Origin of the sequence: Pseudomonas sp. Xaverov 83 (assembly GCF_019352905.1) — a bacterium.
GTDB lineage: Bacteria > Pseudomonadota > Gammaproteobacteria > Pseudomonadales > Pseudomonadaceae > Aquipseudomonas > Aquipseudomonas yamanorum.
Genome location: NZ_JAAAFU010000024.1, coordinates 13,023 through 25,657 on the forward strand (window position 1 = coordinate 13,023; position 12,635 = coordinate 25,657).

The 12,635-nt window shown below is 62.3% G+C and carries 17 protein-coding genes; all 17 read left to right on the forward strand.

The genetic code is table 11. The annotated features are described in order from the left end of the window. Window positions 1-16 precede the first annotated feature (16 nt). The 17 genes from K0H47_RS08945 (at window position 17) to K0H47_RS09020 (ending at window position 12,630) form a co-directional block, all read left to right on the forward strand. Window positions 17-1,444, forward strand: coding sequence for a tail tape measure protein (locus K0H47_RS08945; RefSeq protein ID WP_219272407.1), 1,428 nt, complete (start codon window positions 17-19; stop codon window positions 1,442-1,444). After that, complete coding sequence (locus tag K0H47_RS08950; RefSeq protein ID WP_219272408.1) at window positions 1,444-1,827, forward strand: phage tail protein; 384 nt, start codon at window positions 1,444-1,446, stop codon at window positions 1,825-1,827. The genes K0H47_RS08945 and K0H47_RS08950 overlap by 1 nt, the downstream gene beginning before the upstream one ends. Beyond that, window positions 1,820-2,032, forward strand: a complete 213-nt coding sequence (locus tag K0H47_RS08955) for a tail protein X (RefSeq protein ID WP_063027474.1) — start codon at window positions 1,820-1,822, stop codon at window positions 2,030-2,032. The genes K0H47_RS08950 and K0H47_RS08955 overlap by 8 nt, the downstream gene beginning before the upstream one ends. Before the next feature lie 9 nt (window positions 2,033-2,041). Beyond that, window positions 2,042-3,052 carry a contractile injection system protein, VgrG/Pvc8 family gene (locus K0H47_RS08960; protein WP_093205549.1) on the forward strand — a complete coding sequence of 337 codons (1,011 nt, stop codon included), beginning with the start codon at window positions 2,042-2,044 and terminating at the stop codon, window positions 3,050-3,052. A 59-nt stretch (window positions 3,053-3,111) separates the two neighbouring features. Continuing rightward, window positions 3,112-3,696, forward strand: coding sequence for a hypothetical protein (locus K0H47_RS08965; RefSeq protein ID WP_093205551.1), 585 nt, complete (start codon window positions 3,112-3,114; stop codon window positions 3,694-3,696). After that, the gene (locus K0H47_RS08970; protein ID WP_017480153.1) at window positions 3,693-3,875 is read left to right on the forward strand and encodes a DUF2635 domain-containing protein; all 183 of its coding nucleotides are present in this window, start codon (window positions 3,693-3,695) and stop codon (window positions 3,873-3,875) included. The genes K0H47_RS08965 and K0H47_RS08970 overlap by 4 nt, the downstream gene beginning before the upstream one ends. Beyond that, complete coding sequence (locus K0H47_RS08975; RefSeq protein WP_177070511.1) at window positions 3,875-5,371, forward strand: phage tail sheath subtilisin-like domain-containing protein; 1,497 nt, start codon at window positions 3,875-3,877, stop codon at window positions 5,369-5,371. Before K0H47_RS08970 ends, K0H47_RS08975 begins: the two co-directional genes overlap by 1 nt. Window positions 5,372-5,435: 64 nt before the next feature. Then, window positions 5,436-5,783: a phage tail tube protein gene (locus K0H47_RS08980; RefSeq protein WP_010170089.1), complete on the forward strand. Its 348-nt coding sequence runs from the start codon at window positions 5,436-5,438 to the stop codon at window positions 5,781-5,783. Beyond that, on the forward strand, window positions 5,780-6,076 hold the full coding sequence (locus K0H47_RS08985) for a phage tail assembly protein (RefSeq protein ID WP_201140033.1): 297 nt from the start codon (window positions 5,780-5,782) through the stop codon (window positions 6,074-6,076). Before K0H47_RS08980 ends, K0H47_RS08985 begins: the two co-directional genes overlap by 4 nt. 5 nt (window positions 6,077-6,081) lie before the next feature. Further along, window positions 6,082-6,207 carry a hypothetical protein gene (locus K0H47_RS31005; RefSeq protein ID WP_010170085.1) on the forward strand — a complete coding sequence of 42 codons (126 nt, stop codon included), beginning with the start codon at window positions 6,082-6,084 and terminating at the stop codon, window positions 6,205-6,207. Continuing rightward, complete coding sequence (locus K0H47_RS08990) at window positions 6,207-7,823, forward strand: hypothetical protein (protein ID WP_201140031.1); 1,617 nt, start codon at window positions 6,207-6,209, stop codon at window positions 7,821-7,823. The genes K0H47_RS31005 and K0H47_RS08990 overlap by 1 nt, the downstream gene beginning before the upstream one ends. After that, window positions 7,810-9,048 carry a DNA circularization protein gene (locus K0H47_RS08995; protein ID WP_093205558.1) on the forward strand — a complete coding sequence of 413 codons (1,239 nt, stop codon included), beginning with the start codon at window positions 7,810-7,812 and terminating at the stop codon, window positions 9,046-9,048. Before K0H47_RS08990 ends, K0H47_RS08995 begins: the two co-directional genes overlap by 14 nt. Window positions 9,049-9,051: 3 nt before the next feature. Further along, window positions 9,052-10,089, forward strand: a complete 1,038-nt coding sequence (locus tag K0H47_RS09000) for a phage baseplate assembly protein (RefSeq protein ID WP_093205559.1) — start codon at window positions 9,052-9,054, stop codon at window positions 10,087-10,089. A gap of 16 nt (window positions 10,090-10,105) precedes the next feature. Then, window positions 10,106-10,615 carry a phage baseplate assembly protein V gene (locus tag K0H47_RS09005; protein ID WP_063027488.1) on the forward strand — a complete coding sequence of 170 codons (510 nt, stop codon included), beginning with the start codon at window positions 10,106-10,108 and terminating at the stop codon, window positions 10,613-10,615. Further along, window positions 10,615-11,013, forward strand: a complete 399-nt coding sequence (locus K0H47_RS09010) for a phage GP46 family protein (RefSeq protein WP_093205561.1) — start codon at window positions 10,615-10,617, stop codon at window positions 11,011-11,013. The genes K0H47_RS09005 and K0H47_RS09010 overlap by 1 nt, the downstream gene beginning before the upstream one ends. After that, window positions 11,003-12,043, forward strand: a complete 1,041-nt coding sequence (locus tag K0H47_RS09015; protein WP_093205564.1) for a baseplate J/gp47 family protein — start codon at window positions 11,003-11,005, stop codon at window positions 12,041-12,043. The genes K0H47_RS09010 and K0H47_RS09015 overlap by 11 nt, the downstream gene beginning before the upstream one ends. Further along, the gene (locus K0H47_RS09020) at window positions 12,031-12,630 is read left to right on the forward strand and encodes a YmfQ family protein (RefSeq protein ID WP_177070519.1); all 600 of its coding nucleotides are present in this window, start codon (window positions 12,031-12,033) and stop codon (window positions 12,628-12,630) included. The genes K0H47_RS09015 and K0H47_RS09020 overlap by 13 nt, the downstream gene beginning before the upstream one ends. The last annotated feature ends 5 nt before the right edge of the window (window positions 12,631-12,635 follow it).

The following is a 12,635-nucleotide window of genomic DNA, read 5'->3' on the forward strand; positions in this document are numbered from 1 at the left end:
ACAGGAGTAGAGCGGGATGCAGATTAACTATGCGCTGGCATTTGCCGGGCAAACGTATGACCGAGGGCTTTCGGGGGACTTGTCACCGGCGGCCGAGGATTTGACCGGGCCTGCCTCCCTGGATGCGGTGCCTGCCGCACTGACGGATCTTAGCCTGGCGCTGGCCAGTGCCAGCCTCGAAATCAACGGCCTGACCCTGGAGCAGGTGCGGCTGCGCGAGACCCTCGAATCGCTCAACAGCACGTTGTTCATTAACGGCCACTCGCTGGAGACCAAGACGGTCGATGTCGCCGCTGGTGCGCCGAAGAACGAGCAAAAGGACCCAGCAACAGCCTCCGATTCCTGGGTGGACAAGGGCCTCAAGGCCGGGGCCGATATCGGGAAAGATTTGGGTTCGAGCCTGTTGGATACGGTCAAGACCCGAGTGATCGGCAATCTGGTCGATGTGACGTTCGGCAGGATTCCCGGAGTAGGGAAACTGTTCAAGGACGGGGGGCTTGATAAAGACAAGGACAAGGGTGGCGACAAGCAATGTTGCCCTGGCACCACCGGCCCACTTGAAACGGCGGCCGCACAGTTACCCGAAAGCGTTGGAGAGACGGTCCGCAAGAAAGACAAAGCTCGCACCCCCGGGAATTTGAAGAAGCGGCGCGTCAAGCTTCCCAAGCCTGGCCAAACGGTTCCGCGTGAATCGAAGGCAACCGTCGATGGCAAAGCCGCGGATCTCAAACCTCTTCATCTTCCCGCCTCGGCAAATGCCGCGCCCCAGCTCAATGCGATGGGCCAGCCGCTTGTTCCGTTCTCTGCCAAACAGGCCGCCCAGGCGTCGACCAACCTACCTGGTAATTCGTTTGCCTCCTACGCGGCGCCGTCGGCAAACCGCCGTGTGGCGCGCGGTGCAGGCAAAGGCCTGGCCGCGAGTTTATCGGGAGCGTTTGCCAGACTGGAATCGGTAGGCACCCGCCGCCTCGGCCCGTTGAAGTACGTCGACACCGCCATGGATGTGGTGCAGGGCGTGCGCAATGGCGACGCAAAAGCGGTCGCCTCCGGCCTCAGCACCGCGGGCGGCGCCTGGGCGGGAGCCTCCGCCGGCGCCGCTATCGGCACCCTGATTTTTCCCGGTGTCGGCACTGCTGTCGGCGGCGCCATCGGTGGTTTGTTGGGCAGCGAGGCGGGCACCTGGCTCGGTGACAAGTTGTTCGGCCCAAGTGATCGTCTGCCATCACCCAACACGGTAAGCAAGGAACTCAGTAGCGCCAGCACCGACAACCTGCAGATCACCATCGCGCCAAGCATTCAGATCAGCGGTGTAAGTCTTGCCGATGCCCAACCCATCATCGATGGCGTGATTCAGGCGCTGCAATACCAAACCTTACCGATACTGACCGACGCCTTGAGCGTGCGGCGTAACGCATCGCTGACTGATTTAAGGGGATATGCCTGATGCGACAGCAAATGGTACTGGGGGATTTTATTTTCGGGTTGTCGCGCGGGTTTGCCTATTCCGGTCTCAACCGCCTCACGGACGGTGGCTGGGCGAATCTGGAGATTATTGCCAGCAAGCCGCAGTCGCGGCAGAAAGGGCAAAACCTGGAAAAGCTCACGTTCACAGGTAAAACCGCGTACGCCGTGGGCATGCAACGCCTGGACGAGCTGCGCGCCCTGCAGAACGGTCGGGCGCCGCTGCCATTGGTGGACGGTATCGGTCGTAACTGGGGACTGTGGCGCATCACCTCGGTCACGGAAGATCAGTCCTGTGTGATCGATGACGGCACCGCTCTGGTGATCGGCTGGACACTGGTGCTGGAGGAGTTCGTCAATGCGTAGAGTGCGAAGTATTGCCGGTGACTCGGTCAACCTGCTGCTCTACCGCGAGCTTGGCCGCTGCGATGACATGGCTGAAGAAAACCTCTGGCGCTTGAATCCCGACCTTGCCGAGCAGGGCCCGGTCTTGCCGGCGGGTGTTTGGGTAATCGTGCCCGAAGTGGAGTCGCGCCCGGCTGCGGTGCGCCCGGTGTCGGCCTGGGATTAAGGAGGTTTCATGGCAATGGGATTTACCCCGATCGTCGAGTTCTACGGCGCCAACGCGGCCCTGCTCAACGAGCGAATCATGCAGTGGAGCCATACGGATACCACCGGTATTGAATCTGACCAGTTGGAACTCACCCTCAACATCGAAGGCCTGGAAGGCTTGCCGAGCCTGAGCGGGAAGATCGGTTTTCGGGCGGGCTACCTGGAGACGGGGCTGGTGGAAAAGGGCGAGTTTGTGGTTACCCATCTAACGCCGTTCCTGTTTCCCATGCGCCTGGTGGTGGGAGCCACCGCAGCTCCGTTCAGTGTGCAGGATCAAACCGGCTATCGGCAGCGTCGTTCCGCCAGTTACGGGCCGACGACCCTGGGGGCGCTGTTCCGCCAACTGGTGACCCGCCACGGCTTTTCACCCCGTGTTGCGCCGAGCCTGGAGGGTATTTTCATTCCCCATATCGATCAGTCCAATGAAAGCGACATGGCCTTTATCACCCGTCTTGCCGGGAAGTACGGTGGGGTCAGCAAGCCCTTCAACGAGCTGTATGTACTGGCTGACAGCGGGCAGGTCAAAACGCTTTCTGGGCAGATGCTGCCGGAGGTAAAACTCTCCGTGACCCTGAACAACCGCCCCGGCGACCAGGCATTTATCAGCGCCAAGTTTGAGGAGAAAGCCCGCGCTAAATACGCCGGCTGCCAAACCAGTTGGTGGGATGCGGCGGCAGGCAAGCTGCGAGTAGTCCAGGTCGGAGTTGCCCCGTTCACGGTCCTGCGCCAGCGCTATCAGAGCGAAAATGAAGCCCGGGTGGTGGCGGAGCGCGAGTTGGGCCGGGCCAGCCTTAAAGGACGAACGCTGACCATTGATTGCCCAGGTAACCCATTGCTGGCGGCCGAAGGTCTTTTGCTGCTGGACGAGACTTGGCCGACGTACATGCAAGGACGGTGGTCGATCAAAACGGTGACGCATACCGGGGTGCCGAAGACGGGCTATCGCAGTTCGATTGTCGCCAGTGGTTTGACGGTCTAGCCGCTCCCCCTTTAACCAAGCCCGCTCCCGAGCGGGTTTTTTATTGCCCGGTGACCCCCATGAAGATCACCCCGTTACTGACTCACCTGCGTGATCACTGCCCCGGTTTCAACCAACAGGTGCACGCTGGCCTCGATCTCGATGCCCTGCAAACCCTGCCCGGTGCACCCACTGCGGTCGTTACGCCGATCACTGACGCAGCCACCGCGAACAGTTCGCAAAACACCACCCGGCAAACTATCCGCGAGCATTTTGGCGTGGTGCTGGTACTCGACCTGGTGGACGGCCAACAAGCCCTGGCCATGGACCAACTCCACGCTCTGCGCGCCGAAGTCTGGCGCGCCCTGGTGGGATTCAAGCCCGAGCGCTTCTACGAGCCCATCCAATACGAAGGCGGCGACTGGCTGCTGTTGACGAAGACCCGCGGGCTCTACCGGCTGCGCTTTTTCGCCGAGTTCCAACTGGGACGCAACCTCAGCACACAGCCAGCCGAAACCTGGCTCGAGCTTGAGCTGGACGCTCTGCCGTCCTTCAACGGGGTGACGGTGCGGGTCGATGCCATCGACCCGGCCGACCCCAATCTGCAACGCCCAGGCCCCGACGGGCGCCTGGAAATGACGTTTTCTGCCGAGGTAAAACCATGAGCAAACGCATCACCGTACTGCCGGTTGCCGGCCGTGCCGTACCTGACCCGGAGGCGGGCGATCTGTTGCCCGCCGAAGGCCGCGAAGTCCCGGACAACGCCTGGTGGCGTCGACGTCTGGCCGATGGCGACATCACAACCAAAGCCGTCAAGGCGGCAAAACCACAGGGAGCCAAATAATGGCGATTGGATTCAGTCATATTCCGGCGGACATTCGTGTGCCGCTGTTCTACGCCGAGATGGACAATTCGGCGGCCAATAGTGCGTCGTCGGCCTTGCGCCGGCTGATCGTGGCCCAGGTCAACGACAACGTCACCAGCCCGGAAATCGGCAGTCTGGTGCTGGTATCTAGCGTGGCCATGGCCAAGCGTATCGGTGGCCAGGGTTCGATGCTGGCGTCGATGTACGAGACGTTCCGCAAGAGTGACCCGGTGGGCGAGATCTGGTGCCTGCCGCTGCACAGTACTGAAGGCAGCGCGGCCAAGGCCGATCTCAAACTGACCGGCGCCGCGACCCAAGGTGGCATCCTCAGCCTGTACGTCGGTGGCACCCGTGTTCAAGCCACCGTGATCAATGGCGCGACTGCTGCCGTTGCCGCCACCGCCCTGGCGTTGAAAATCAACGCCAGTGCCGACCTGCCGGTCAGTGCGGTAGCCGTCGATGGCACCGTCACCCTGACCGCCAAATGGACCGGTGACAGTGGCAACGACATCAGCCTGCAACTCAACCGCCTGGGTCAGAGCAACGGTGAACAACTCCCTGACGGCCTGACCGCTGTCCTCGGCAAAATGGCCGCGGGCGCCGGTGTACCGGACCAACTCGCGGCGCTGGCTGCGCTGGGCGATGAGCCGTTTGAATTCATCTGCATGCCGTGGGCCGACACCACCAGCCTTAACGCCTGGCAAGCGGTGATGGATGACAACAGCGGACGCTGGTCCTGGGCCAAGCAACTGTTCGGTCACGTGTACACCGCCAAGCGCGGCACCATCGGCACCCTGGTGGCGGCCGGGCAAGGGCGTAACGACCAGCACGTGACCATCCAGGCCATGGAGCCGGGCGTGCCGCAACCGTTCTGGGTCCAGGCAGCCGCCTTGGCCGCACGCACGGCGGTATTTATCTCCGCCGATGCCAGCCGTCCGACCCAAAGCGGCAGCCTGCCAGGCCTCGACCCGGCGGACGCCAGCGAGCGCTTCACCCTGACCGAGCGCCAATCGCTGCTCAACTACGGCATCGCCACCGCCTACTACGAAGGCGGTTACGTGCGCATCCAGCGGGCGATCACCACCTACCAGAAGAACGCTTTCGGCCAGGCGGACAACTCCTACCTGGACAGCGAAACCCTGCACCAGTCGGCCTTTATCGTGCGCCGTCTGCAAAGCGTGATCACCAGCAAGTACGGGCGCCACAAACTCGCCGCAGACGGCACGCGTTTTGGCGCCGGCCAGCCGATCGTCACCCCGAGCACTATCCGCGGTGAGCTGATCGCCCAGTACGCCAAGCTGGAACTGGAAGGTCATGTGGAGAACGCCGAGCTGTTCGCCGAGCACCTGATCGTCGAGCGCGACAGCCAGGACCCGAGCCGGATCAACGTGCTGTTCCCGCCGGATTACGTCAACGGGCTGCGGGTGTTTGCGCTGCTCAACCAGTTCCGTTTGCAGTACGACGCGGCGGTGTAAGCCCCGCGCTTTTCGCAACTGATTCCAGCCCGCCGAGTGCGGGCTTATTTTTGGGAGAAACATCATGGGTCAACTGATTGCGGGCACCTGCTACGTCAAAGTGGACGGCGCTCAACTGACCATCAACGGCGGCTGCGAAGCACCGTTGATGGCCGTCAAGCGGGAAACCGTGGTGCCGGGTTTCTACAAGGAAACCGACATCACCCCGTCCTTCAAAGTCACCGCGCTGCACACGCCGGACTTTCCATTGAAGCAACTGATCGCCGGCACGGACATGACCGTCACCTGCGAATTCAACAACGGCAAGGTCTATGTGCTGGCCGGTGCCTACCTGGTGGAAGAGCCGGTGGCCAAGGGCGACGACGCCGTGATCGAGCTGAAATTCGAAGGCATCAAGGGGACCTGGCAATGACCGACACGGTGAAGCTGCAAGTGGCCATCGAGGCCCACGGCGAGCCACTGACCGAACTCATCCTGCGCCGCCCGACGGTGCAGGAGGTACGGGCGATCAAGGCGCTGCCGTACAAGATCGACAAGGGTGAAGACGTGAGTCTGGACCTCGACGTCGCCGCCAAGTACATCGCGGTGTGCGCGGGTATTCCGCCGTCGTCGGTCAACCAACTCGACCTGGTGGACTTCAACGCGCTGAGCTGGGCCGTCGCCGGTTTTTTCATGAGTGCGGCGCAGGCTCCGTCGCGGAGCTGATTGCGGTGGCCTACGACCTGGCCTGGTTCTGGAAGGTTGACCCCGAACAGATGCTGGCCAGGCCTTTGGATACGCTCCGGGAGTCCCTGGAGCATGCGCAACGGATCAATGCGATGCAGCAGGTGCAGTGATGGCAGAAGCTCAGAAAGTAGAAAGTACCGCCGTGCGCCTGACCGGGATCGACCAGCTGTCGCCCAAGCTCGCTGCGCTGCAGGCCACGGTCGGGCGCTTCAGGCAGAACCTGGAACAGACCGGTCTCGGCAAGCTGGATATCGCCGGTTTGGTGAAGGGCGGCGGGCTGGCGGCACCGTTTGTCAGCGGCATCAAATCGGCGTTGGCGTTCAAGGCTGAGGTCGGCGAAGTGAATACCGCCGTGGGGCAGGGCGTTACCGAAACGGCGGCGCAGGGCCTGAAGGATTTCAACGCCTCGCTGGACAAGGTATCAGTGGCTTTCGGTACCGCGCTGTTGCCAGCCGTCACGGCGGTGGTGGTCGGGCTGGAGCCGTTGCTGACCTCGGTGGCCCAAGTGCTTACCGAGAATCCGCAACTGGTGCAGGGCCTCGCAGCGGGTGCGGTGGCGTTTACCGCCATTCAAACGGCTGTCACCGGCGTGTCCCAGGCGCTGGGGCTGATGCAACTGGTGCTCAGCGCCAACCCGATAGTGTTGGTGGCTGTGGGCATTGCCGTGGCGGCGGGATTGATCGTTGCCAACTGGAAGCCGATTTCGGCGTTTTTTGTCGGGCTCGGCGAACGGGTGATGTCGGCGATTGGAACGATGGGCGAGTTTTTTCAGACGGTCTTTGCGTTTCGTCCGCTGGAACAGGTGATGCGCTTGTGGGGGCCGATCACAGGCTTTTTTGCAGGGTTGTGGACGTCGCTGAAGGTGATGGCGCAGCCCCTGGTCGGCTTTTTCACCACGCTGTTTTCCTGGTCGCCAATGGGTTTGATCGTCAACAACTGGACGCCGTTGAGCGGCTTTTTTGCGGCCCTCTGGGACTTGCTCAAAGCACTGAGCGTGCCAGTAGTCGAGTTCATGAAAAGCCTGTTCAGTTGGTCACCCGAAGGGCAAATCATTGCCAACTGGGGTGTGATCAGTGAGATGTTTGCGGCGATCTGGAGTGACTTCAAACTCACCGCGCTCGCGGCTTTTACCATCGTCAGCAGTTACTTCGATTGGTCGCCTCTGGACAAGATCTCTGCCGTCTGGGGTAGCGTCAGCGGCGCATTTGCCTCGATCTGGAGCGATCTCAAGTTGCAGGCCCAGGACGCCTTTGTGGTGCTGAGTGGTCTGTTCGACGATTGGCATCCGATGGAGCAACTTGAAGTCATGTGGGCCCCGGTGCTGAGTTGGTTCACCGCGCTGTCGGAGAAGCTTGCGGTGATCACCGCGCCGATTCGCAAGTTGTTCAACGGTGGGCTGGGTGAAGTGATCAACCAGGCGACCGGCAGTGTGGTGGAGTTGACCACCGAGCAACAGGAACGCAATGCCGAAAGCGCGCGTAATCCATCCTGGTTCCGCAAGGGGCCTGGCTTGGTATCACCCCTGGCGTCCAGCTCCAGTTCGCTGCTGCAACAAACCGCTGCCAACAACCGCACGCAGCTCAATGGCGACTTGCGGGTGAGCTTCGACAATGCACCAGCCGGCCTGCGGGTCGACCAGCCCAGAACCAACCAGCCCGGCCTGAGCGTCACCCCACGTGTCGGCTACCGTTCCCTGTCCCTTGGAGGCTCCAATGAGCTGGCGTGATCGTTTGTTGCCGGCGTCGTTTCGTGGCGTCGGGTTTTGGGTCGACCAGGCAAAAGTCCCGGTCGGCAAGAAGGGCCAGTTGCACGAATACCCTCAGCGCGACCTGCCGTTTTTTGAAGGGCTGGGCCAACAGTCCAGGGTGCATGAGCTGACGGCATTTGTAGTGGGCGAGGACTGCCTTGAGCAACGTGACAAGTTGCTCAAGGCCCTGGAGGAGGGCGCCGGCGAGCTGGTGCACCCGTGGCTTGGACGGTTGCAGGTCAAAGTCGGCGAATGCGAGATGACCCAAACCCGCCAGGACGGCGGGCTGGTGACCTTTGCCCTGAAGTTCTATCCCGACGAACCTTTGAAGTTTCCCACTACGGCGGTCAATACCCGCCAGCTGTTGCTGGTGTCGGCCGACAGTTTGCTGGGGTCGGCGGTGCTGCGTTTTGAGCAGGCCGTCGCACTGGTGAAGCAGGCGCGGGTGGGCATCCAGGCGTTGCGCAATGGACTGGCAGAGGTTTACCAGGTGATTGAGCAGCAGTTTGCCCCCCTGATTCAGTTGTATGGCGACCTGAATGCCTTGGTCAAAGCCATCAAGGAAGTGCCCAAGGAGCTGAGCGCCGAGTTCAAGGGCTTGCTCGGTGATGTGAAGGAGTTGAAGGCATTTGCCCGCAGCGGCTATCGCGGCATGCTGGCCAACCTCTCGCAGCAGGTGGAAGCGGCTCGGAATATCGACGTGCCAAAGCTGACCACCGGCAAGGACAGCGTGGCCGCCGTGCAGGCCACTGCCAACCTGGTACAGGACGCGTTGTGGGTGAAGATCGCCCATTGGCTGGCGGACGTACCGGTGGCGACCAAGGCGGTGACCCTAAGCACCACGCCGTCCCTGGCGCAACAGGCGGCACAGCCGGTGCAGCGCCGCGAAGTGCCGGTGGCTGACGATGTGCTGGTGCTGCGTGACCTTCTGAACGAAGCCATGTGGCAAGCCGCATTGAAGGCCGACGCCGGGCACTACGTTGCGCTGAACGACTTGCGCCAACAGATGTTCACGCATCTGACGGCGGTGGCATCGTCCGGTGTACGGCTGGTCAACCTGACGCCAATGCGCAGCATGCCCGCCTTGCTGTTGGCGTATCAGCGTTTCGGTGACGCGACGCGAGTGGGCGAGGTGGTGCAGCGCAATCGGGTGGCCCATCCGGGCTTCCTGCCGCCGGCGGATCTGCAAGTGGTCAGGGAGTAACCCATGAACGAGTTGGACAATGCCGTCACCCTGACCGTAGATGGCTTGGATTATGGCGGCTGGAAAAGCGTGGAAATCAGCGCCGACCTGGAGCGTCAATTTCGCACCTTCACCCTCAACATCACCTGGCAATGGCCCGGGCAAACCCTGACAGCGCCGATCAAGCCCGGCGCCCGTTGCCAGGTGCGCATTGGTTGCGATCTGGTGCTCACCGGCTTTGTGTTCAAGGCGCCCGTCACTTACGACGGCCAGCAGATCAGCCTGAGTATTCAGGGCGGTTCAGTGACGCAGGACCTGGTGGACTGCGCAGCGATAAACCAGCCCGGCCAGTGGCGCGGGCAAAGTGTGCTGAGCATCGTCCGTGCGCTGACGGCCACCTATGGCGTCGAGGTGCACAGCGAGATTGCCGAGACCACACGTTTGCATACCCACAGCATCGTGCCCGGGGAGACGGTATTCCAATCCATCGACCGCTTGCTGACGCTGTATCGGGTGTTCTCCACCGACGATGCGGACGGACGCCTGGTGCTGGCATTGCCCGGTAGTGCAGGGCGTGCGAATGACAGCCTGGAGCTGGGCAAGAACATCCTTTCTGCCAATGCACCGATGGACTTTGGCTCGGTGTTTTCCGAGTACCGCGTCATCGGCCAGCACAAGGGCGATGATCAGAAAAGTGCAGCGGCGGTCAGTGAGGTTTCAGGGATTTCCCGGGATGAAAAAGCCGCGCGAAAACGCGTCACGGTGATCAGCGAACCGACGCAGTTGACGCCCGAACTGGCCCAGCAACGTGCCGACTGGGAACGCGCTACCCGTACCGGAAAAGCCCTGACGACTACTTACACCGTGCAAGGCTGGCGGCAGTCCAACGGCGACTTGTGGCACCACAACCTGTTGGTGCGGGTGATCGATCCGGTGCTGGGATTTGACCAGGACATGCTGATCTCCAAGGTCACCTGGTCGCTCTCTGACCAAGGTTCGATCACCACCCTGCAGGTGGCGCCTCCGTCCACCTTTGATGCCAATCCGTTGCCATCCGCTTAACCATCAAGGAATTTCCATGAGCCTACTGACTCGCCTGCTGGCGCGCGGCACTGTCGTGCTCGCCCACTCGGCCACCAAGCTGCAATCGCTGCAAATGCGCCTGACCGCAGGCGAAGTGAACGACGACATGGAGCACTTCGAACCCTACGGTTTTACCAGCAACCCGCTGGCCGGTGCTGAAGGCATCGCCACGTTCCTGGGCGGGGACCGCTCTCATGCCATCGTGCTGGTGGTGGCTGACCGTCGCTATCGGTTGCAGTCCCTGGCGCCGGGCGAAGTAGCGATCTACACCGACGAAGGCGACAAGGTTCACTTCAAGCGCGGGCGGGTGATCGACATTGAAACCGGCACCCTGAATATCCGCGCCAGCCAGGCGGTGAACATTGATACGCCGACCCTGACCCAGAGCGGCAAGATCATCTCCCAGGGCGATCAGATTGCCGGCGGCATCAGCCAGATCCGGCACGTGCATGTGGGCGTACAGCCCGGCAGCGGCCAGACCGGCGTGCCGGCGGGAGGCCAGTGATGTTTGTCTCCGACAACCTGAAAAATGCCCTGACCCGCTCGGTGCTGATCAGCCTGTTCACCTGGCGCCGTGCCGCGCCGGACGACGCAGTAGACGATGGCGAGCGCTTTGGCTGGTGGGGCGACAGTTTCCCCAGCGTGGCCGACGACCGTATCGGCTCACGGCTGTGGCTGCTGCGCCGGGTCAAGCTGACCCGCCAGACGCAACTGGACGCCGAATTCTATGCCCGCGAGGCCCTGCAATGGCTGATCGACGACGGGCATTGCAGCGCCATCGAAGTCCTCAGTGAACGCCTCGACGCCCAGCGGCTCAATCTGCGCACGCAGCTGACTCTGGCCGATGGCGAGCGCCTGGACATCAACCCTGATAACAGTTGGCAGGTGATCTATGCCGTTTGAAACCCCTTCGCTGCCGGTGCTGATCAAACGCACCCAAAGCGACCTGGCCAGCGATTCGCTGCGCCAGTCCGATGCCCAGGTCCTGGCGCGCACACTCAGTGGTGCGGCGTTCGGCCTGTACGGTTATCTCGATTGGATCGCTGAGCAGATCCTGCCGGATACCGCGGATGAATCCACCCTGGAGCGCATCGCCGCGCTGCGGTTGAACCAGGCGCGTAAGGCGGCGGTGGCCGCCAGTGGCAGCGTGAGTTTTACCGCGGCGGCGGGCGCGGTACTGGATGTGGATACGGTGCTGCAAAGCAGTGATGGGCGGAGCTTCAAAGTCACCGCTGCCGCCACGACCCATGCGGGCCTCAACACTGCCACCGTGCAAGCGATTGACGCCGGCACCCTGGGCAACGCTGATGCCGGGCTGAGCCTGATTGCGGTCCAGCCGCTGCAAGGTATTGGTTCGACCTTTACCGTGCTCGCGCCGGGGCTGACCGGCGGTGTGGCGCGAGAAACCCTGGAGTCGCTGCGAGCGCGGGTGATTCGTTCCTATCGCGTTATCCCCCAGGGCGGTTCGGCACAGGATTACGAGACCTGGTCCCTCGAAGTGCCCGGCATTACCCGCGCATGGTGTCGCGGCAATTACCTGGGGCCAGGGACGGTGGGGGTGTTCGTGATGCGTGACGACGACCCGCAGCCGATCCCCAATGCCGCGCAGCTGGCGCAGGTTCAAGCCCATATCGAGCCGCTGCGGCCCGTCACCGCTGATGTGTATGTGTTAGCGCCAGTGATGAAACCGGTGGCTTACCAACTGCGCCTGACCCCTGACACCAGCGCCGTGCGCGCGGCTGTCGAGGCCCAACTGCGTGACCTGCACAACCGCGAGGCCGGCTTGGGCGACACCTTGTTGCTGACCCATATCGCCGAAGCCATCAGTACCGCGACCGGCGAGACCGATCACACCCTCACAAACCCGTTGGCGGACGTTACAGCGGCGACGAATCAGTTGCTGGTGTTCGGAGGTATCACATGGCTGGAGTAAGAACTGCCGGCCAGTATCAAGAACAACTGACCGCCTTGTTGCCCAGCGGTCCGGCCTGGGATCTGGAAACCGTGCCGCAGTTGGAGACGGTGCTCAAAGGCATCGCCGAAGAACTCACACGCATCGACGCCCGGGCCTGCGACCTGCAAAACGAAATGGACCCCGCGACCGTCAGCGAATTGGTGCCGGAGTGGGAAAGGGTGATGCAACTGCCCGATCCCTGCCTGGGCTTGAGCCCGCTGTACGACGACCGTCGCCTGGCGGTGCGTAGACGCCTGTTGGCGGTGGGCAGCCAGCGCGCCGCGTACTACATCGAAATCGCCCGCAGCCAGGGTTATCCCGACGCCAGTGTCACAGAGCACCGCGCCCCGCGCATGGGCCGCTCACGGTTCGGCGCTGCGCATTTTGGCACCTGGCAGGCGCACTTCATGTGGACGCTCAACACCGGCGGCCGCCAGCACCTGGGGCGGCGGTTTGGGGCGAGTTATTGGGGAGAGCGGTTTGGCGTCAATCCGGGGAACGCCCTGGAGTGCCTGATTCATCGCAGCGCACCTGCTCATACGCAGGTGCACATCAATTATGACTAGAGGGT

Excerpts from the sequence above, each read along its gene's own strand:
- K0H47_RS08970 (WP_017480153.1), top strand. The coding sequence starts at position 3,693 with ATGAGCAAACGCATCACCGTACTGCCGGTTGCCGGCCGTGCCGTACCT.
- K0H47_RS09015 (WP_093205564.1), top strand. The coding sequence starts at position 11,003 with ATGCCGTTTGAAACCCCTTCGCTGCCGGTGCTGATCAAACGCACCCAA.
- K0H47_RS09010 (WP_093205561.1), top strand. The coding sequence starts at position 10,615 with ATGTTTGTCTCCGACAACCTGAAAAATGCCCTGACCCGCTCGGTGCTG.
- K0H47_RS09020 (WP_177070519.1), top strand. The coding sequence starts at position 12,031 with ATGGCTGGAGTAAGAACTGCCGGCCAGTATCAAGAACAACTGACCGCC.
- K0H47_RS08985 (WP_201140033.1), top strand. The coding sequence starts at position 5,780 with ATGACCGACACGGTGAAGCTGCAAGTGGCCATCGAGGCCCACGGCGAG.
- K0H47_RS08945 (WP_219272407.1), top strand. The coding sequence starts at position 17 with ATGCAGATTAACTATGCGCTGGCATTTGCCGGGCAAACGTATGACCGA.
- K0H47_RS09005 (WP_063027488.1), top strand. The coding sequence starts at position 10,106 with ATGAGCCTACTGACTCGCCTGCTGGCGCGCGGCACTGTCGTGCTCGCC.
- K0H47_RS08960 (WP_093205549.1), top strand. The coding sequence starts at position 2,042 with ATGGCAATGGGATTTACCCCGATCGTCGAGTTCTACGGCGCCAACGCG.
- K0H47_RS08975 (WP_177070511.1), top strand. The coding sequence starts at position 3,875 with ATGGCGATTGGATTCAGTCATATTCCGGCGGACATTCGTGTGCCGCTG.
- K0H47_RS09000 (WP_093205559.1), top strand. The coding sequence starts at position 9,052 with ATGAACGAGTTGGACAATGCCGTCACCCTGACCGTAGATGGCTTGGAT.
- K0H47_RS08995 (WP_093205558.1), top strand. The coding sequence starts at position 7,810 with ATGAGCTGGCGTGATCGTTTGTTGCCGGCGTCGTTTCGTGGCGTCGGG.
- K0H47_RS08955 (WP_063027474.1), top strand. The coding sequence starts at position 1,820 with ATGCGTAGAGTGCGAAGTATTGCCGGTGACTCGGTCAACCTGCTGCTC.
- K0H47_RS08950 (WP_219272408.1), top strand. The coding sequence starts at position 1,444 with ATGCGACAGCAAATGGTACTGGGGGATTTTATTTTCGGGTTGTCGCGC.
- K0H47_RS08965 (WP_093205551.1), top strand. The coding sequence starts at position 3,112 with ATGAAGATCACCCCGTTACTGACTCACCTGCGTGATCACTGCCCCGGT.
- K0H47_RS08990 (WP_201140031.1), top strand. The coding sequence starts at position 6,207 with ATGGCAGAAGCTCAGAAAGTAGAAAGTACCGCCGTGCGCCTGACCGGG.
- K0H47_RS08980 (WP_010170089.1), top strand. The coding sequence starts at position 5,436 with ATGGGTCAACTGATTGCGGGCACCTGCTACGTCAAAGTGGACGGCGCT.